Origin of the sequence: Myxococcus sp. AS-1-15, assembly GCF_020037055.1 — a bacterium.
GTDB classification, from domain to species: Bacteria; Myxococcota; Myxococcia; order Myxococcales; family Myxococcaceae; genus Myxococcus; species Myxococcus fulvus.
On record NZ_JAIQDF010000001.1, the window covers coordinates 905,096 to 924,028 of the forward strand.

16 protein-coding genes are annotated in these 18,933 nt (G+C 70.1%); 10 read left to right on the top strand and 6 right to left on the bottom strand.

The window, feature by feature from the left end; translation table 11 throughout:
• Positions 1–110: 110 nt before the first annotated feature.
• The 4 genes from K8625_RS03765 to K8625_RS03780 all read left to right on the top strand — a co-directional run bounded on the left by K8625_RS03765 (position 111) and on the right by K8625_RS03780 (position 5,399).
• On the top strand, positions 111–2,420 hold the full coding sequence (locus K8625_RS03765) for a glycosyltransferase family 39 protein (RefSeq protein ID WP_223781846.1): 2,310 nt from the start codon (positions 111–113) through the stop codon (positions 2,418–2,420).
• The gene (locus K8625_RS03770; RefSeq protein ID WP_223745202.1) at positions 2,417–3,334 is read left to right on the top strand and encodes an ABC transporter ATP-binding protein; all 918 of its coding nucleotides are present in this window, start codon (positions 2,417–2,419) and stop codon (positions 3,332–3,334) included. Before K8625_RS03765 ends, K8625_RS03770 begins: the two co-directional genes overlap by 4 nt.
• A 2-nt stretch (positions 3,335–3,336) precedes the next feature.
• Positions 3,337–4,137 (top strand): ABC transporter permease subunit, encoded by an 801-nt coding sequence (locus K8625_RS03775; protein ID WP_046715484.1) that lies wholly within the window; start codon positions 3,337–3,339, stop codon positions 4,135–4,137.
• Positions 4,138–4,355: 218 nt separating this feature from the next.
• Positions 4,356–5,399 (top strand): SPFH domain-containing protein, encoded by a 1,044-nt coding sequence (locus tag K8625_RS03780; RefSeq protein WP_223781847.1) that lies wholly within the window; start codon positions 4,356–4,358, stop codon positions 5,397–5,399.
• A gap of 76 nt (positions 5,400–5,475) precedes the next feature.
• Here the strand turns inward: K8625_RS03780 and K8625_RS03785 are convergent, their stop codons facing one another.
• Positions 5,476–7,200: a chromosome segregation protein SMC gene (locus tag K8625_RS03785; protein ID WP_223781848.1), complete on the bottom strand. Its 1,725-nt coding sequence runs from the start codon at positions 7,198–7,200 to the stop codon at positions 5,476–5,478.
• Positions 7,201–7,230: 30 nt separating this feature from the next.
• Between K8625_RS03785 and epmA the strand changes: the two genes are divergently transcribed.
• Genes epmA through K8625_RS03800 form a run of 3 tightly spaced genes read left to right on the top strand, consistent with a single transcriptional unit; the run spans position 7,231 to position 9,664 of the window.
• Positions 7,231–8,235, top strand: coding sequence for an EF-P lysine aminoacylase EpmA (gene epmA / locus K8625_RS03790; RefSeq protein ID WP_223781849.1), 1,005 nt, complete (start codon positions 7,231–7,233; stop codon positions 8,233–8,235).
• Entirely contained in the window at positions 8,232–8,975 is a 744-nt protein-coding gene (locus K8625_RS03795; protein ID WP_046715480.1) for a 1-acyl-sn-glycerol-3-phosphate acyltransferase, read from the top strand. Before epmA ends, K8625_RS03795 begins: the two co-directional genes overlap by 4 nt.
• Positions 8,972–9,664, top strand: coding sequence for an inorganic pyrophosphatase (locus K8625_RS03800; protein WP_223745206.1), 693 nt, complete (start codon positions 8,972–8,974; stop codon positions 9,662–9,664). Before K8625_RS03795 ends, K8625_RS03800 begins: the two co-directional genes overlap by 4 nt.
• Before the next feature lie 53 nt (positions 9,665–9,717).
• On the opposite strand, the gene K8625_RS03805 is transcribed toward K8625_RS03800, so the two are convergent.
• The gene (locus K8625_RS03805; RefSeq protein ID WP_223781850.1) at positions 9,718–10,788 is read right to left on the bottom strand and encodes a hypothetical protein; all 1,071 of its coding nucleotides are present in this window, start codon (positions 10,786–10,788) and stop codon (positions 9,718–9,720) included.
• A gap of 123 nt (positions 10,789–10,911) precedes the next feature.
• On the opposite strand from K8625_RS03805, the gene K8625_RS03810 reads away from it, so the two are divergent.
• Complete coding sequence (locus K8625_RS03810; protein WP_223781851.1) at positions 10,912–11,415, top strand: hypothetical protein; 504 nt, start codon at positions 10,912–10,914, stop codon at positions 11,413–11,415.
• Positions 11,416–11,419: 4 nt separating this feature from the next.
• On the opposite strand, the gene K8625_RS03815 is transcribed toward K8625_RS03810, so the two are convergent.
• Positions 11,420–12,274, bottom strand: coding sequence for an energy transducer TonB (locus K8625_RS03815; protein WP_223745209.1), 855 nt, complete (start codon positions 12,272–12,274; stop codon positions 11,420–11,422).
• A gap of 767 nt (positions 12,275–13,041) precedes the next feature.
• On the opposite strand from K8625_RS03815, the gene K8625_RS03820 reads away from it, so the two are divergent.
• The gene (locus K8625_RS03820) at positions 13,042–14,487 is read left to right on the top strand and encodes a nicotinate phosphoribosyltransferase (protein ID WP_223745210.1); all 1,446 of its coding nucleotides are present in this window, start codon (positions 13,042–13,044) and stop codon (positions 14,485–14,487) included.
• Positions 14,488–14,496: 9 nt separating this feature from the next.
• Entirely contained in the window at positions 14,497–15,468 is a 972-nt protein-coding gene (locus K8625_RS03825; RefSeq protein WP_223781852.1) for a nicotinamidase, read from the top strand.
• A 234-nt stretch (positions 15,469–15,702) separates the two neighbouring features.
• On the opposite strand, the gene K8625_RS03830 is transcribed toward K8625_RS03825, so the two are convergent.
• The 3 genes from K8625_RS03830 to K8625_RS03840 all read right to left on the bottom strand — a co-directional run bounded on the left by K8625_RS03830 (position 15,703) and on the right by K8625_RS03840 (position 18,900).
• Positions 15,703–16,821: a glycerate kinase gene (locus K8625_RS03830; protein ID WP_223745212.1), complete on the bottom strand. Its 1,119-nt coding sequence runs from the start codon at positions 16,819–16,821 to the stop codon at positions 15,703–15,705.
• A 243-nt stretch (positions 16,822–17,064) separates the two neighbouring features.
• Positions 17,065–17,559: a YkgJ family cysteine cluster protein gene (locus tag K8625_RS03835; RefSeq protein ID WP_223745213.1), complete on the bottom strand. Its 495-nt coding sequence runs from the start codon at positions 17,557–17,559 to the stop codon at positions 17,065–17,067.
• Between the two features lie 30 nt (positions 17,560–17,589).
• Positions 17,590–18,900, bottom strand: coding sequence for a class I SAM-dependent rRNA methyltransferase (locus K8625_RS03840; RefSeq protein WP_223781853.1), 1,311 nt, complete (start codon positions 18,898–18,900; stop codon positions 17,590–17,592).
• Between the last annotated feature and the right edge of the window lie 33 nt (positions 18,901–18,933).

Below are 18,933 nucleotides of genomic sequence, written 5' to 3' on the forward strand. Positions count from 1 at the left end.
CGGTGTGCCTCCGGCGGAGGTCGACCGGCGGGGGTGGCGGGGTTATAAGGCCGCGTCCTGCCCGTGACGCGCAGGCAACCGCCCGAAACGACTCAAGGAGCCCATCACCCGTGGCGAGCGACGGCGAACAGCAGGAACAGCAGCAAGCGCAGACCTTCGCCGAGTCCATCCTCGGCAAGGAGCTTCTCTCGGCGCCCTGGATGCGGCGTTGGCTGGCGCTGCCGACCACCTGGCGCGTGGTGACGTCCACGGCCTTCTTCGCGGCCCTGCTCTTCCTTCCGTACCTGGGCGCGGTGGGCCTGTGGGACTGCTGGGAGACGCACTACGGCGAAGTGGCGCGGATGATGATCGTCCGGCGCGACTACGTGTTCCCCTTCTGGGAGAACGCGTGGTTCTTCTCCAAGCCGCCGCTCACCATGTGGATGCAGGCGTTGGGCATGCAGGTGGTGGGCACCGTGCAGTCCGGCGGCGCGCTGGGCCTGTACACCGAGTGGGGCATGCGCATGCCCTTCGTCCTCCTGAGCATCACCGCGGTGACGCTGCTGTCGCTCGCCGTGTCGCGAGTGGTGAGCCGCCGCGCGGGCCTAGCCACCGGCTTCGTGCTGGCCACCATGCCGCTGTACTTCCTGCTCACCCGCCAGACGGTGACGGACACGCCCTTCGTCACCACGTTCGTCTGCGCCATGGCGTGCGCGCTCATCGGTCAGTTGGATGACTCGACGAAGCACCGCGCCGCGTGGTGGTACGGCTTCTACTTCTTCGCGGGCCTGTCCACCCTGGCCAAGGGTCTGCTTGGCGTGGGCCTGCCGGCCGTCATCCTGGTGCTCTACGCGGCGCTGGCCGTCATCCCGTGGGACGGGGCGAGCCTGGACGCGCACCTGCGCTGGCTGACGGACGGCGGCTTCCGCAAGGACGTGCGCGAGGGGCGCCAGCCGATGCCGGTGCTCTGGGGCCAGATGTTCAAGATGAAGCTGGGCACGGGCATCCTGGTGTTCTTCGCGGTGGCCGCGCCCTGGTACGTGGTGATGTCGCTCTTCAAGAGCGTGGACGACGAGGGCAAGCTCTTCTGGTACCGCTTCTTCGTGCACGACCACCTGAACCGCCTCACCGCGGGCGTGCACACCACCACGCCGGGCGGCACGTTCATCTACTTCATCGAGCAGGGCGGCTTCGGCATCTTCCCCTGGGTGGCGCTCCTGCCCGGCGCGTTCTCCGTCGTGGCGAAGCTGAAGCTGCGCTCGGAGAAGAAGTCGGACCACCTGGCGCTCATCACCGTCATCTGGGTGGCCTTCGCCTTCTGGCTCCTGGCCTCCAGCGCCACCAAGTTCCACCACTACGTCTTCCCCGTGCTGCCGGGCCTCGCGGTGCTCATCGCGCTGTTCATCGACCGGCTGTGGGAGGACGGCATCCCCACGCACGCGGTGAGCCTCATCTTCGGTCTGGTCCTCTTCGTGCTCGTGGGCAAGGACCTGGCGGAGAACCCGAAGAACTTCACGGACCTGTTCGTCTACAACTACGAGCGCCCCTATCCCCAGGACCTCGTCACCCGGCCCATCGCCTTCTTCTCTCGCGCGCTGTGGACCGGCGACCTCGTCACCCTGGTGCTGCTGGCCTTCGGCGTCTACCTCTCCTTCGAGGCCTTCTCGCCCAAGACGCGGGAGAAGGTGACGCCGGGCTCGCGCGCCGTCGCGCTGCTGTTGCTCCTGGCGGGCGCGGCCACGCTGACCGCGGTGGCCTCCGGCGCGAAGGTGTCCGCCACGGGCCTCATCGGCGTGGCGGTGGCGGCGGCGGCCGCGTTCCTCGGGTGGCAGTCGCTCAAGTCGGAGCCGGAGGGCCGCTCGTCGCTGCAGTTGATGGCCGGCGTGGTGGCGGTCGTGGGCGTGGTGATGGCGGTGCGCGGGTTCAAGGCGCCGGCCGGTGAGGACTCGCTCCTGCGCTCGCTGTCGGAGCCCGTCAACGTCAAGGGCGCGCTGGGCTTCGTCTTCGCGGTGGCGGGCGCCATGGCGGTGGTGGCCACGCTGATGCGCGCGCGCACCATGCTGTTCGGCACCTTCTGGATGCTGGCCGCGGGCTTCGCGCTCTGGTTCAACTGGAACCACTGGGTGGACCTGTCCCACCACTGGACGCAGCGCGACCTGTTCTGGCGCTACTACGCGCAGCGGCAGGAAGGAGAGCCCATCGTCGCGTACCTGATGAACTGGCGCGGCGAGACGCTCTACTCCAGCAACACCGTGGAGCAGTACCGCAGCGGGGACTACAACGCGAAGCTGCGCTCGCTGGTGGCCCGGCCCGGACGCGAGTGGGTGCTCGCCGAGCAGAAGATGCTCGCCACGCTGCGCAACGCGGTGGGCCCGGACAAGGTCGTCACGCCCGTGGACCGGGACATCAACAACAAGTTCGTGCTGGTGACCATCGATTGAGCGGAATCGACGTCCAGGGGTTGGGCAAGCGCTTCGGCGAACGCGTCGCCGTGGAGGGGCTCACCTTCCACGTGCGGCCGGGCGAGGTGTTCGGCCTGCTCGGCCCCAACGGCGCCGGGAAGACGACGACGGTGCGCATGCTCACGGGCCTTCTGACTCCCAGCGAGGGGCAGGTGTCCGTGTGGGGCCACCGGGTGGACCGGGACGGCGAGGCGCTGCGAAAGGTGGTGGGACTGCTCACCGAGCAGCCCGGCCTCTACGACCGGCTCACCGCGCGGGAGAACCTGCGCTTCTTCATGAAGCTGCACGAGCTGGACGAGGCGAAGGCGTGGCCTCGCACGCGGCACTATCTGTCGCGCTTCGGGCTGGGCGACCGCGAGCTGGAGCCGGTGGGCGGCTTCTCCAAGGGCATGCGCCAGAAGCTGGCCATCGTCCGCACGCTGGTGCACGACCCGAAGGTCATCTTCCTTGACGAACCCACCAGCGGCCTGGACCCCGAGTCCGCGCGCACGGTGCGCGACGCGGTGGCGGAGCTGGCGGCGGAGGGACGCACGATTGTCCTGTGCTCGCACAACCTGGCGGAGGTGGAGCGGCTGTGCGAGCGCGTCGCGGTGGTGAAGCGGCGGCTGCTCCTGATGGGGCCGGTGCGCGAGCTGCGGCGCGCGGGGCAGGCGCTGGAGGTGCGCGTGGAGGGTGAGGCGGAGCGCTACCGCAACGTGCTCGCGTCGCTGCCGTTCGCGCCCAACGTGCTGACGGAGGGCATGCGGCTGCGCGTCATGCTGGAGGATGACTCGCACGCGCCGGACGTGCTGGCGTGCCTGGTGGGCGCGGGCGCGCGGGTGCACAGCGCGGTGCCGGCGCAGCGGCCCCTGGAAGAGGTGTACCTGGACCTGCTTCGCGAAGGGGGCGTGTAGCCGTGGCATTCCGTCCGCGCCGGGCCCTGGCCGTGTTCTGGAAGGACTTCCTGGACCTGCGCAAGAACGTGGGCCTGCTGGTGTCCATGGCGGTGCTGCCCACCGTGATGGTGGCGGTGCCCATCATCGTGGTGTGGACGTACGTCAACACGCCCAACCAGGCGGACCTGCGCAGCGTGGCGCAGTTCTACGACCCCTCGCTGCCCCTGGGCGCGTCGGCCGCGCGCTTCCTCATCGACAAGACGCTCACCGACTGGTTCGGCCTGTTCCTGGTGATGCCCATCTTCGTGCCCATCCTCATCGCGTCGCAGAGCGTGGCGGGGGAGAAGGAGCGCAGGACGCTGGAGCCGCTGCTCGCCTCGCCGGTGACGGCCGCGGAGCTGGTGGCGGGCAAGAGCCTGGCGTCGCTGGTGCCCGCGGTGGTGATTACGTGGGTGGCCTTCATCCTGTTCTGCGTGGGCGTGGACCTGGTCGCGTGGCCGCTCGTGCAGGGGCCGCTGATGCCCAACGCGCTGTGGACCTTCGGCGTGCTGGTGATTGCGCCCCTGTTCGCCTTCTTCGGCAACGGCGTCGCGGTGCTCATCTCCGCCCGGGTGAGCGAAGCCCGCATGGCGCAGCAGATCTCCGCGCTCGTGGTCCTGCCGCTCGTCGGCATGGTGGGCGGGCAGGTGGCCGGCGTCCTGAAGGCGGGCTTCATGTACTACGCGCTCCAGGGCGCGGTGGTGCTGGTGCTCGACCTGGTGTTGCTGTGGGCGAGCATCCGCCTGCTGGACCGGGAGCGCCTGGTCAGCCGCTGGGGCTGAAATAAGGGCCGGAACGCCGCCGTTGACCGGGCATCAGACACAGGGCCGCCCGGTGGGCGAGCGGCTAGGCAATGGCCAGTGAAACTGGCATGTTGCAGGCAGGGCAGCCGGTCGGAAAGCGGGCGCGCTTTCGTCGCGGGGGCCATGTTCTTAGAGAGGGTCGGGTGGTGGCGCGGATTTGCCGGCCGCCACGGCGGCCACGGAGGCGCTGACTAGCAATGGGTATCTTCGACACCATCAAGGGTGAGGCGAAGCGCAACTTCATCGCTCGCGCGGACACGGCGAAGGGGGAGATCATCTACAAGTATCCGGAGAACAACATCCGGATGCTGACCCAGCTGACCGTGGACGCCGACGAGGTCGCCCTCTTCGTCAAGGACGGCAAGGTGGAGGGGAAGCTGGGGGCGGGCCGCCACCAGCTCGACTCGAACAACATCCCCTTCCTGTCGCGCCTGCTGGAGAAGTTCACCGGCGGCAACCTGTTCGTCGCGGAGGTCTTCTTCGTCTCCGTCCGTGAGTTCCCGGGCATCAAGTTCGGCGGTCCCATCGGCGACGTGCGCGACCCGGAGACGGGCCTGGGCATCGGCACCATGGTGTACGGCGACTTCTCCATCCGCGTGACGGACCCGGAGAAGCTCGTGGTGGGCCTGGTGGGCATGGGCCGCTCCAACAACGAGGCGTTGCTGGGCTGGTTCAAGAACCAGGTGCTCAAGGTGACGCGCGACCGCATCGCCGAGCTGCTGGTGAAGAAGCGCTGGCCGCTGCTCGACGTGACGAGCGGTGCGTACACGGAGGAGATTGAGACGGAGGTCATCGCCGGCCTCAAGCCGCACGTGGACGACTACGGGCTCACCGTGGTGCGGATGGGCAACTTCCACGTCAGCATCAAGGAGGAGGACGAGGCGACGCTGAAGAAGCTGGGCAAGGACGTGGCGTACTCGCGCCTCGCCGGCGGCTTCCAGCAGTACGCGCAGGGTCAGGCGATGCTCGGCGCGGCCGAGGGCATGGCCAAGGGCGGCGAGAGCAGCGGCAACGCGCTGGGCGGCATGGGCATGGGCATGGGCTTCGGCATGGCCCAGCAGTTCATGAACAACCAGCAGCAACAGCCGCAGCGTCCTGCGGAGCCCGCGCAGCAGGCGGCCCCGGCCGACACGCGCAGCCCCGCGCAGCGCCTGAAGGAGATCAAGGAGCTGAAGGACGCGGGCGTGCTCTCGGATGACGAGTACAACGCCAAGCGCGCGGAGCTGATGAAGCTCCTGTAGTCCTCGGCGTCGCTGACGCGACACCCGGGCCTCCGTCCTCTGCTTCGAGGGCGGGGGCCCTTGTCGTTGAGGGGGACTACTGGCCAGGGCCCGCGGCGGCCGGGGCCTCCGTGGTCGCATCCTGCGCCGTGGGAGCAGGCGTGCCCTCGGGCCCGGGCGCGCTGACGGTGTCCTCCGACTTCATGTCCAACCGGATGGGCACCTGCAGCGTGGTGCCCAGGCGAAGCAGCAGCACGTCCGGCTCGATGCCCGGCTCGCCGATGGCCTGGGCCACCTCGCGCGCGGACAGCGCGTTGCCCTTCGCCCACAGCGTCTTCAGGAACTCACCCGCCTCCGGCGAGTGCCACCACGACGGACCGAAGCGCGCCTTGAGCTGGGCCTGAATCTGCCCCGCCAGGAACCACGCGCGGAAGCTGTCCGCGGACTGGAAGAAGTCCTCCTGGTCCACCAGGTAGCGCGCCGTGTCCTCGGCCGTCATCGGGATGTCGTCCGTGCGCGACATGATCTCCCGGTAGAGCTCCCTCGGGTCCACGTCCGCGCGCCGGTGCAGCTCCAACTGGTACAGCAGCCGGCCCGCCGCGTGACGGATGAGGTACAGCTTGTGCGCGCTCGACGTCGCCAGGTACTTCGCGCGCTCCTCGCCGCTCAGGCCCGCGTGCTCCTCCAGCCACACCGGGTCCTCCAACAGGTCCTCGAAGAGCGACGAGTACGCCTCGCCCACCGTGGGGTTGCCCAGCCGCGCCAGCTCGAAGCGCGTCTCCGACGTGAAGGCCGCGTGCAGCGCATGCCCGAACTCGTGCAGCACCCTCGCCTGGTGCAGCACCCCCGAGCCGGGCTTGAACGACACCCGCACGTCCTCCGGCACGCGGACCGCCAGCGCCAGGGGCCGCGAGTTCTTCTTCGGCAAGTCGCGCTCGTCGATCTCCACGTTCTTCTGCGTGGACAGGTCCAGCTTCATCCCCGCCAGCGTCTCGTGCGCCTTCTTCAGCGACACGCCCTTGGGGAACGCGTCCTCCACCTCGCGCGAGCGGAACAGCCGCGGGATGTCCGCGCGGGTGATGTCCTTGAAGGCCAGGTTCAGCTCGCGCTGCGCCAGCCGCTCCATGACGACGCGGTACGGCCCCTGCGTGGCCTGCAGGATCTCCTCCGCCAGCACGCTCAGCTTGCCCAGGTCCGCCTGCCTTAGCTCGCTGCCGAAGGCCTCGTACGAGGGGAAGCCCAGCTCCTTCACCCGCTTCTCGGCCTCCTCCTCCTTGCGCCGCAAGGTCTGGTTGAGCCGCTCCAGCGCGGGCGTCGCCGCAGCGTAGAGCGCCTTGCGCCGATTGCCGCTGCGCTCGTTGGCGAGCAGCCGCTCCAAATCCCGGTAGCGCAGCTCCTTGCCGTCCAGGTTGAAGGTGAGCGACGCCTCCAGGTTGGCGGACGCGTCGTTGTGCTCGGCGAGCGCGTGCGACAGGTACTCGCCCGCGAAGTGCGAGTGCAGCGCGGTGAGGGCGCGCACCTCGCGCGGGTCCTGGGTGAGCTGGCGCAGCCGGTCCAGCTTCCGGATGTTGTCGAGCGTGAAGAGGTCCTCCTGCCCCGCGTACGTCCCGGAGACGTCCACGTGGCGGCCCTCGGTCCAGAACACCCACACCAGGCGGTGCTGGGCCTCGAGCAGCGTCTCCGCGCGTGAGGCCAGGGCTCGGACGTCCGCAGTCAGCAGCTGCTCCTCCGTCGGAGGCGGCCGGTTGTCGGCGGGAGGCGCCTTATGGCAGGCGCTCAGGCAGCAGGCGACTGCGAGGAGGAGGGGAATCCTTGGGTGCATGTGGGGCCTCATGTTACTTCCGGCCCGCCCATGCCCAACCTTTCTCAATGGCGGGCCGCCCGCGGACGCCAGGCCCTCTACTCCGCCCTGCGACGTTTCTTCGCGGCAGAAGGCTACCTGGAAGTCGAGACCCCGCTGCTCATCCCCACCCCCGGGATGGAGCCGCACATCAACGCCTTCGAGGCCCGCTTCGTCCCGGAGACGAACGTGGGCGTCGAGCGCCCGCTCTACCTCCACACCAGCCCCGAGTACGCGATGAAGCGCCTGCTCGCCGACGGGGCCGGCCCCCTGTTCCAGCTCTGCAAGGTGTTCCGCAACGGCGAGGTCTCCACCACGCACAACCCGGAATTCACGATGCTGGAGTTCTACCGGCCCCAGGCGGACTACCACGCCATCATGGCGGACCTGGAGGGGGCGCTGGCGGAGGCGGGGCGCTCGGCCACGGAGGGTGAGCCAGGCGCGGACCCGGCCTTCTTCACGCGCACCCCCTACGAGCGGCTCACCGTGCGCGACGCCGTGCTGCGCGCCACCGGGGTGGACATCCGCGTGCACTCGGACGGGCCCTCGCTCAAGAGGGCGGCGGAGGCCATCGGCGTGCGGACGGGCGACGCGGAGAGCTTCGACGACGTGTTCTTCCACCTGTTCCTGCAGCGGGTGGAGACGGGGCTGGGGTTCGACCGGCCGACGTTCCTCATCGAGTACCCGGCGTCGATGGCGGCGCTGTCACGGCTCAAGCCCGGGGACGCGGCGGTGGCGGAGCGGGTGGAGCTGTACGCGAAGGGCTTGGAGCTGGCGAACGGGTTCAGCGAGCTGACGGACCCGGCCGAGCAGCGCGCCCGCCTGCTCGAGGAACAGGACCTGCGGCGCAGACTGGGACGTTCCGTGTATGCTCTGGACGAGCGGTTCCTCGACGCGGTAGGTCGAATGCCACCCTCGGCGGGCATCGCCGTGGGGCTCGACAGAATCCTGATGCTGCTGCTCGGGGTCCAGCGCATCTCGGATGTGCTCCTGTTCCCCGCCCACGAGTTCGTGTGATTCGAGACATCGTCCGGACAGCGTTCGCGGGTGTTTCAGCAGTGGGGCTGACGGGCGCTGCGTCGTCGGCGATATCGGCGCTGTCGGTGGCCGGCGCGCATCGGGAGGCGGACAAGCTCCTGAAGCTCTGGGCGCAGGGCGTGCTGGCGTCGGCGGGCGTGCGTCACGAGGCGGTGGGCCTGGAGCACATTCCGACGGAGGGCCACGTCGTCTTCGTGTGCAACCACCAGTCGCACTACGACGCGCCGCTGGGGTTGGCCTACCTGGAGAAGCACACGCGCTTCGTGGCCAAGGCGGAGCTGTTCAAGATTCCGGTGTTCGGCTCGGCGCTGCGGCTGGCGGGCAACATCCCCGTGGTGCGCAGCGGCAGCAGTCAAGACAGGGCCCGGCTGGAGGAGGCCGTGACGGCGCTGCGCGAGCGGGTGAGCGTGCTCTTCTACGCCGAGGGCACGCGCAGTGAGGACGGTCGGCTGCGGCCGTTCAAGAAGGGGGCCGCGACGCTCGCCATCCAGGCGGGCGTGCCGGTGGTGCCCATGGCCGTGTCAGGGACCCGGCTCATCCTTCCCAAGGGAGGACGGGCCGTGCGGTGGGGACAGCGCGTGGCATTGGCGGTGGGAGCGCCCATCACCACGCAAGGCCTGACGATTCAGGACCGCGAGGCGCTCACGCGCCAACTGGAGGACGCGGTCGCGCAACTCTACTCCGAGGCGTGTCGACGCTCGGGAGACGTACCTACATGAAGAAGCCCGCACCTCAGAAGTCGTTCGCATCTCATCCCTGGCACGGAATCACCCCTGGCAACGACGCTCCGGAGGTCGTCACCGCGTACATCGAAATCGTGCCCACGGACGCGGTGAAGTACGAGCTGGACAAGGAGTCGGGCATCCTGATGTTGGACCGCCCGCAGCGCTTCAGCAGCCAGTGCCCCACGCTGTACGGCTTCATCCCGCAGACGTTCTGCGACGAGCTGGTGGCGAAGCGCTGCGCCGAGCGCACGGGCATGCGCGACATCAAGGGCGACGGCGACCCGATTGATATCTGCGTGCTGACGGAGAAGGTGGTCAGCAACGGCAACCTCCTGGTGCGCGCGGTGCCGGTGGGCGGCTTCCGGATGGTCGACGGCGACGAGGCGGACGACAAGATCATCGCCGTGCTCGAGTCCGACCTGGTCTACGGCGAGCTGCAGCACATCGCGCAGCTGCCGCGCCCGCTGCTCGACCGCCTCAAGCACTACTTCCTCACCTACAAGCAGATTCCCGGCGAGGGCAAGCGCAGCGTCGAAATCGCGGAGGTGTATGACCGCCCCGAGGCGCTCGAGGTCATCCGCCGCAGCATGAAGGACTACGACCGCGTCTACGGCAACGCGCCCACCACGCCCGTGCGCAGCCGCGCGCGGCGTCCGGTGGCGCGCAAGAGCCGCGCGTCCTGACGGTGCCTCACCGGGGAGCGGGGCGGTGTCGTCCGCTCCTCGGTGATTGGGACTCAGGGCTGGTTCGGGTCCGTGCCGATGCCCTGGTACGGGTTGAAGGTGTACGTCCGGGAGAACTGTGACGACGGGCTGAAGTAGTGCGCGGCGAGCTTCGCCGGGTCCGTGGCGATTTCTCCTCGCAGCACCGGGCCGTCATTCCCGTCGTCCCAGCCCCACGGCGCGTTGGCGGAGTTGGACGAGCAGTTGCCCGCGACGAGCCCGCAGCCGCCGCTGGTGTCGCCGCGGAAGGTGCCCCAGCCGGAGAAGAGCGTGGAGAGCTCGCGGCGCTGCCAGAGCCCCTCGCCGCCGTACAAGTCGAGCAGCTTGTAGCGCACGTCCGCGGCGGTGGCGGACGCGGGCTGCTCGGCGAGCGTGAGGGAGGGGAAGTACTTCACGCCGTCACCGACGATGTCGTAGGCCGGCCACGCCTTGAGGCCATGGCCCTTGGCCTCCTGCGCGGTGATGGGATGGAGCACGCCCTCGAAGGACGCGAGCGACAGCGTGCCGTCCACGCTCTCCGCGCCCGAGCCGAGCGGGCTGCCGGTGGGAACGAAGGAGAAGAAGTCCTTGTGCGCCACCGTCACCGCGCCCACGAGCGCGCCGTACTCGCTGCCGTCGCGCTGGACGATGAGCAGCACACCCTCGCCGTCGTTCTCGTGCTCGCTGTCGAAGATGTTGTCGGACCAGTCGCGCGGGTGGAAGAACAGGTAGAGCAGGTACCAGTGGGAGCTGGTCTCGACGACGGACTGGTACGCGTGCGCGGACAACAGCCGAGAGCCCGTGTTGTCCCAGTTGTTCGTCCCGCTCCAGTCCCCGTCGAAGTCCACGCGCGTGAGGAAGTCCGACTTGCCGCCCAGCGAGTGGGAGCCCGTCACGTCCACGTCCTGGTAGTGGATGGGCGCCCACCGCTTCGTCAGCGCCGCGCGCGCTGCCGTCGAGCCGACCCCGTTGAGCAGCGCCCGCTGCGCCTCGCCGAACGGGTCATCCTCCGAATACCCCTCGCCGCACCCCGCGAGCAGCCCCAGGGACACGGTGACGAGGGTGGACACCAGCACTTCGGATACACGACGAAGAGGTGACGGCATGCCGGCCTGCCTTTCTGGAAGGCGTCACTCCACGTCATCTTGGATAAATTGTGAACACTGCTTTACTTGAAAAACGCGTCACGGCCGGGTGGGGTGGAACGGCACCATCCGGAGGTCGTCGTGATGCGGATTCGTTCGTGGGGGTTGTTGTCGCTGTTGGGGCTGTCGACGTTGGCGGGGGCACGTGGGCCTCCGGGAGCATTCGTTCCGGGCAAGGAGCACGGGCCGTTCGTGGACGTGGTGGAGTACCTGAGCTCCGAGGAGGATTTCCGCGCCTGGTTCCAGCTGCGCGCCAACCTGCGCAAGAACTTCGATGACATCTGCGGGGACACGTTCTGCGAGGGGGACTACAGCAACATCGAGACGGTGGTGTTCCGCTGTTCGGTGGCGCAGCGCTCGGGAGTCATCGGTCAGTGCCTCTGGGTGTTCGGCGGCAGCTACGAGCACATCGATGTCAGGTCGGGGGCCATCACCACGGAGGCGCGCACGTGGGCCTGCACGAGCCCGTTGGTGCCGGGCACGACGATGGCGGCGCTGTTGAAGGCGCTGTCCGGGCCGGAGCCGATGGACGCGCCGCTGCCCGGCACGAGCACCACGCTCTATGACGGGTTGATCGACTGTCTCTAGCGGCTCAGCGCAGCTCGACGAGCCGCACGCGCTTGTAGATGCGCTTGTCCAGGGGCAGGCGCGTGTCGATGAAGCCGAGCGCCTCGTCGAACTCGAAGGTGAAGATGGGGATGGGCGGGCTGATGGAGAGGATCAGCTCGAACTCCCAGAGGCTGGTGATTCGCTCGCGCTTGCCCACGGCCTCGGCGGGAGGGGGCGGGAGCTTCTGGGCGGCGGCGCGGACGTCCTTCATCGCCTCGTTGTCCACCTCGGGCTGGTGGCTGGGCTCCACGAGCTCGACGTCGAGCAGGCGTCCTTGAGGGTCCTGCACGACGCGGATGAGGGCGCGGCGCGTGGCCCGGAACTCCTCGCGCATCTTCTCGCGCAGCTCCTGGCGCATGCGCAGCGTGGGGTCTCCGACCTGGCTCGCGGGGCGGCGACGGTCCTCCTCGAGGGGCTTGTTCGCGGCGAAGGCACCGGTGGCGCCGTAGTTGGCGGCGCGCTCGCCCCACACGCGGCCGTACGCGCGGCTGCGCTCCATGCCCATGTCGAAGTAGCCCTGGAGGCCATGCTCCTTCACGGCGCGGTCCGCGTCCCAGAGGCCCAGCAGTGTCTTGCCCAGCTGGCTGAAGTAGGGATGCACCAGCCCCCGGTCCACCTTGCCCCGGCCGACGCCCTCGGCGACCAGCTCCTCGACGAGCGCCTGGGGGGAGGTGGGCTCACGGGCGCCTCGGAGCTCACGCTCCTGGGGCGCTTGTTCCTCGCTGCGCCACGCGGAGACGCGCTGGGTCCGGGCCGCGAGCAGCAGGCGTGCTCCCTCGCGCCGCGCGTCGGTGGGCGCCGCGCGCGGGATGTCACCGTGTGGAGCCTGTCGCGGCACGTCGGAAGACTCAGCTGACTGAGTGTTCTCGCTGGGGGCCTGCGCCATGAGGGGCGCGTCGGCCGGAGGTGGACGGTTCGTGATGGCTCGCGTGTCGGCCAGCTCCCCGCTCGGGCTGTCATCGCGAGGCTGGGCGGACAGGGCACCCGAAGTATCGGGGCGCGGCGCGTCCGCGGTCAGGGTGTTCGCGTCGCGCTGGGGCGCGGCTCGGACGATGCCTTCCTTCGGGGCCGGGGTGGCGCGTGCGACGGCGCCGTCGGTTCGGTCGGAATCCGCTGGAGGGGCCTCAGGTGCTCGTGCGGTCTTGTCGGGCCGAGGAGGGCTGGTTTCGGACCTCCGTGGGGCCGCGCCGCTGTCACCGCTTCGGGCGCCGCCAATGGATGCGTTGGGGAGAGGCGCGCGGGCGTTCGCAACGGCATCGCCGTCATCGCCCCGGCGGTCCTCCGGTGGCGTATTCGGGGGGACTGGAGGCGGGGCGGGCGGTGAGCGCACCTCCACCTCGACCCACTCCAGCGCGGGGCGCGGGGGCTGGGGCGCACGAGGCCCTCGGAGGGCGCCCTCCGGAACGCTGTCGACGCCCAGCCACAGGAGCCCATGCAGGGCGAGGCTGGCGACGAGCGCGGGGAGGAGGCGTCGGGAGGGGGCCGGCGACATGGGTCCCAGGTTTAATCACGCCTGCCCGGTGTGCTTGGGAAAGCGCGGTGGAAGGGTAGGAAACCCATCATGGCGCGCGTAGTCTCCTGTGACATCGGAGGAAGGTACCCAGGATGGCGACCTCGCTGCTCGCGACGGATGGCTACAAGTTCAGCATGGCGGAGGCCGGTTGGCCGTTGCGCCGGGAGACGTTCTATTACTCACACCGCAAGGGTGGCCTCCAGGTCATGCCGCTGGACCTGGCCGCCTATGTGCGTGCCCTCCTGCCCGAGCCCAAGCCCGAGGACTACGACTTTCTCGCGAAGTACGACTACGAGATGGGCGTGGGCTTCAAGGCGGCCATCCTCCGCAAGGAGAAGCTCTCCGTCCGCGCCATCCCTCGCGGCGCGTGCTTCTTCCCCCGCGAGCCCATCCTCACCGTCACCGGTCCCTCCGCGCTCGTCTCATGGGTGGAGCCGCTGCTGCTCCAGCTCAACTTCCGCATCCAGGTGGCCACCCAGGCCCTGACGGACCGCGAGGGACTGGCGCGCGCGCTCGCCCGCGTCACCTGCGACGAGCAGAAGGCGATTGCCCTGGAGACGCTCGACGCGGTGGGCGTCAAGCCGGTGCCCATCACCGTGGACTCGGAGGGCTACCTGCAGCGCGTGCGCGCCACGGTGAAGGAGCTCATCGACGCGGTGGAGGACCCGGCCCGCATCTTCGAGGTGGGCCTGCGCGCGGCCACCTGCCAGCAGCAGCACGAGCTGGCCCTGCGGGCCTGCAAGGATGTGGGGGTGACGCGCACCAGCAACGTGGAGGGCGCGCGCAAGCTGGGGATGATTCCCGTGGGCACCATGGGCCACGAGCACATCCAGCGCTTCGGTTCGGACGATGCCGCCTTCCGCGCCATGCGCGAGCGCCGTCCGCAGCGCTCCAGCTACCTGCTGGACACCTTCGACACGCTCACCTCCGGCATCCCCGCCGCCTTCCAGCTCATCCGCGAGGAGCCGGGCGCGGGGGACTCCATCCGCTTCGACTCGGGCAACAAGAAGCTCCAGTACCTGTACGCGGTGACGCGCGCGCGCGACATCGGCATCAAGCCCGTCAACATCCTCGAGGACGGCCTGGACGCCGAGGCCACGCGCGAGTTCGAGGACCTGCGTCGACAGGTGGGCTGGGAGCCGGGCTCGCAGTTCTACGGCTACGGAGGCCACATCGTCGCGCGGACCATGGAGTGTCCCTTCACGCGCGACAAGGTGGCCGCCATCTACAAGCTGTCGCAGACGGGCCCGCAGCCGGTGATGAAGTTCGGCAACGAGCTGGCCGAGGGCAAGCAGAGCATCCCCGGCACGCCCGTCCTGTTCCGCCGCCGCCACGGCTCCGGGCCCATCGGGTTGGTGGGACAGGAGGGCGAGCCCGTGCCGGATGGGTACTTCCCGCTGATGGAGGCCGAGCCCGAGACGCCTTCGCTGGTGGGGGCGCTGGAGGTGAACTCGGAGCCCGCGAAGATTTCCCAGACGCAGGCCACGCGCGCGCTCGTCGAGGAGCTCACGCGCAAGCACTTCCCCAAGGGACGCTGAGGACGACCCATGACGCTGCCGATTCCCCGGTTCCACGACGACGCTCGCGCCGGACAGCTCTACCTGGAGCGCACCGGAGAGGTCGCCGAGGAGGCCCTGCGCTACGCGGCCGAGCACCGCGTGCGTCCGGCGAGCGAGGACCGCGTGCGCATCGCGGCCTTCGGCATCGACGTGCAGGTGGCCTTCTGCACGCCCGGCGCCAGCCTCTTCGTCCCGGGCGCGGTGGAGGACACCCAGCGCACGCTGCGCTGGCTCTACGCGAACCTGGGGCGGGTGACGGAGCTGGTGTTCTCGCTCGACACGCACCGCGTCTTTCAAATCTTCCATCCCGCGTGGTGGCGTGACGCGGAGGGCAAGCCCCCGCCGCCGCTCACGTCCATCACCGCCGCGGACGTGCGCGCGGGCCGCTGGCGCGCCACGCGCTTCGAGGCGGAGAGCCTGGAGTACTGCGAGCGACTGGAGGCGAGAGGTCGCTACGTGCACACCATCTGGCCGTACCACGCGCTGCTGGGCGGACTGAGCCACGCGCTGGTGCCCGCGTTCTACGAGGCGAGCGCGTTCCACGCCCTGGTGCGCGACACGCCCACGCACTTCGAGCTGAAGGGCGAGCACCCGCTGACCGAGAACTACTCGGTGCTGTCGCCGGACGTGACGGAGGTGAAGGGCCAGCGCGTGGGCGAGTTCAACACGCGCCTGTTCGAGCGGCTCATGACGTTCGACCGCGTCTACGTGTTCGGTCAGGCCAAGTCGCACTGCGTGCTGTCCACCCTGCGCGACCTGCGCGAGCACATCGAGCGCACGGACCGCTCGCGGATGGGGCGCGTGCACATCCTGGTGGATGCGATGAGCCCGGTGCCCGCGCCGCCGCTGAATCCGCTGCCTCCCGCGCTCGACTTCCCGCGCATGGCGGATGCGGCCATCGAGGAGCTTCGCGCGGCGGGCATGCGCGTGGTGCGCACGACGGACCCGCTGGAGGACTGAGCCGCGAATCCGGTGGGGTACCCCACATCCGGTCCCGCGTGCGTCGGGCCCACGCCAGTCGCCTGGGCCCGTCACGCGCGTCCGAGGTGCCCCCCGGCCTGGTCGCGTGCGTGAGCCTCCGCGCGCCGCCTTGAGCCGCGAATCCGGTGGGGTACCCCACATCCGGTCCCGCGTGCGTCGGGCCCACGCCAGTCGCCTGGGCCCGTCACGCGAGTCCGAGGTTCCGCCCCGGCCTCAGCGCGTCGTCTTGAGTCGCGCCGCCGTCCAGCGCGCCACGGCTTCCTGGAGCACCTCCGCCGCCGTTGCGCCGGGACGCGCCTGGGTGCTCAGGTCCACCACCGTGTGGAACAGGTCCAGCTCCACGCCTTCATCGCGGCGCACCGAGCCCGCGAAGAGCTCCACCGGCGTGCCGTGCTCACGCGCCAGTCGCGCCAGTCCCCCGGGGCCCTTGCCCAGCGACGTCTGCCGGTCGAAGCGTCCCTCGCCCGTGAGCACCACCTCCGCGAGCAGCACGCGCCGCTCCAGCCCCAGTGCCCGCGCCACCAGCTCGTACCCGGGCACCAGCCGCGCGCCCGCGAGCGCCACCAGCCCGAAGCCGAAGCCTCCCGCCGCGCCCGTGCCCGGCCAGCCCGCGGACAAATCCCCCACCACGCGCGAGTAGTGCGCGAGCGCCGCCTCCAACTCCTCCACGCCCTGCGCGTCGGCACCCTTCTGCGGACCGAACAACCGCGCCGCTCCATCCGCGCCCAGCAGCGGCGACGTGACGTCCGTGGCGCCCATCAGCTCCACCTTGCCCAGCCGGGGATGGCGTCCACTCGCGTCCACCCGCGCGAGCGCCGAGAGCGCCGCGCCACCGGGCGGAAGCGGATGTCCGTTCGCATCCAGGAACCGATAGCCCAGCGCCGTGAGCGCGCCCGTGCCGCCGTCCGTCGTCGCGCTGCCACCGAGTCCGATGATGAGCCGCTCGCAGCCCGAGTCCAGCGCGGCCCGCATCAGCTCACCCGCGCCGTACGTCGACGCCTTCCTCGCGCTGACGGGATTGGGCTCCAGGTGCGCCAGCCCGGAGGCCGCGGCCATCTCCACCACCGCCGTGCGCCCGTCCTCGAGCAGCGCCCACGCGGCCTCCATCGGCTTGCCCAGGGGACAATGCACCCGGCACACGCGGCGCTCGCCACGCGTCCCCGACAGCAACGCCTCCACGGTGCCAGGGCCGCCATCCGCCAGCGGCGCCAGGTCCAGCACCACCTCGGGAGAGACCTCCCGCACGCCCCGGGCCATCGCCTCCGCGGCCTCCGACGCCGTGAGGGTGCCCTTGTACTCCTGCGGTGCGACGAGCCAACGCGGCGGTATCACGACGAGGACGCTCCACCGGCCACCGGATGGTCTCCGTTCCCCCTCGTCCTCGCAGTCAGACTTCTCCGCACGCCCACGCCTCCGCAGCCGGATTGCCGGCACAATCATGGCCTCGTCGGCGAGCGAGTTCACACTGATACATGCGTCATGTGTCTCTGAACTTCTGGAATTGCCTCAATAGCTTGAATCCAAGAGTGGGATTCAATGCAGACCCGGAGCGGTGGGGTGGGTAGGGATGACCCGTCAGGGTGTCTTGGTTGACGCCCGGGCGAGGGCCTCGGCGTGCCACTCGAGCAGGGGCCGGGGCGCGCGCAGCGAGGGCTCGCGCTGCTGGGAGACGCGCTCGAGCCGCTCCAGCAACGCCCCCACGGTTTCGGCGGGCTGGCGGGCGGGGCCGCGGATGCGCTCGCAGAAGAACGTGCGGCAGCCGAAGGGCCGGTCCGCGTACACGGTGCAGCGCTTGCCGGCCGCGTCCAGGTAGGGACAGCCGCCGTCCTCGCGCGCGGGCGGCAGGGGGCGGCCCTGGGTGAGCAGCTCCCACTCGGGCAGCCACAGCCAGGGCTGGCGGCCCGTGCGGGACAGCTGGCAGCACTCACCGCTGGCGGGGCAGGAGAAGGGGCCGTAGGCGGCGTCGGCCTGGCGGAAGATGGCGCGCACTTCCTTGAGCGCGCGCTCCTTCTGGTGGGAGCCCCGCGTGGTGGGCGCTTCCTCCTCGTCATCCCAGTCCCGGCTCCGCATGTCCTCGCCCTCTGGCCGCGCGCCGGGCGCTCACATCGCGCGCAGCACGTAGCACTTCAGGTAGCGGGTCTCCCGCAGGTTCACGAGCACGGGGTGGTCCTTGCCCGCGCCGCGCCGCTCGATGATCTGCATGCGCCGCTTCGCGTCCGCGGCGGCGGAGGCGAGCATGTCCTCGAAGGCCTGCTCGTCCACGTGGTACGTGCAACTCGCGGTGATGAGGTGCCCGCCGGGCCTGAGCAGCTGCATGGCGCGCAGGTTGATCTCCTTGTACCCGCGCACCGCGGCGGCGAAGGCGTCCTTGTTCTTCGCGAACGACGGCGGGTCCAGGACGATGGTGTCGAACTTCCTGCCGTCGTCCACCGCGTCGCGCAGGAAGTCGAACGCGTTGGCGGCCACCACATCCACATTGGAGAGCTTGTTCGCCTGGGCGTTCTCACGCAGCTGGGCCGCGGCCTGGTCGGAAATCTCCACCGCCGTGACGCTCTGGGCCCGCGTGGCGAGCTGGAGCGCGAAGCCGCCCACGTACGAGAAGCAGTCCAGCGCCTCGCCCGCGGCGTACTGCGCCGCCATGACGTGGTTCTCCTTCTGGTCCAGGAACGCGCCCGTCTTCTGGCCCTCCAGCAGGTCCGCGCGCACGCGCACCATGCCCTCGTCGAAGGAGATGGGGCCCGGGGGCAATTCGCCGCGCAGCAGGCCCTTCTCCGGCGTCAGGCCCTCCAGGTTGCGCACGCCCACGTCCGAGCGGTTGACGATGCCGCGCGGCTTGAACTGCGCCTCGAGCAGGTCCGCGATGAGCGCCTTGCGCTGCTCGGTGGCGGGCACCAGGAACTGCACGCTCAGGTAGTCGCCGTACCGGTCGACCACCAGGCCCGGGATGCCGTCCGCCTCGCCGTGCACCAGCCGGTACGTCGTCTCGCCCGGCAGCGCGCTCTTGCGCAGGGCCTGGGCGGACAGGAGGCGCTGGCGGAAGAAGTCCTCGTCCACCGCGACGTCGTCGAAGCTCAGCCAGCGCAGCGAGATTTTCGACTGGCGCGAGTAGAACGCCTTGCCGATGAACCAGCCGCGCCCGTCGGTGACGCGGACGATTTCGCCGCCCTGCAGGCCCGGGTCGCCGTTGAGGTCGGCGCGGTAGATCCACGGGTGGCCCGCCTGCCAGCGCTCGACGCCCCGGCGCAGCAGGGAGACCTGGGGCAGGCCATCCGGGCCCAGCTCGGGCGAGGTGCGGTCCGGGGCCACCTTTTCGGGGCGGTGGTGGGGGCGGCCTCGGCCCTGTCCGGACGGCGGGGAGGAGGGTCTGCCGCCGCGATGGGGGCCGGAGGGGGGCTTGGAAGAGGTGGGCATGGCGTTGGGCGGCGTATACTCGCAACCCGCGTG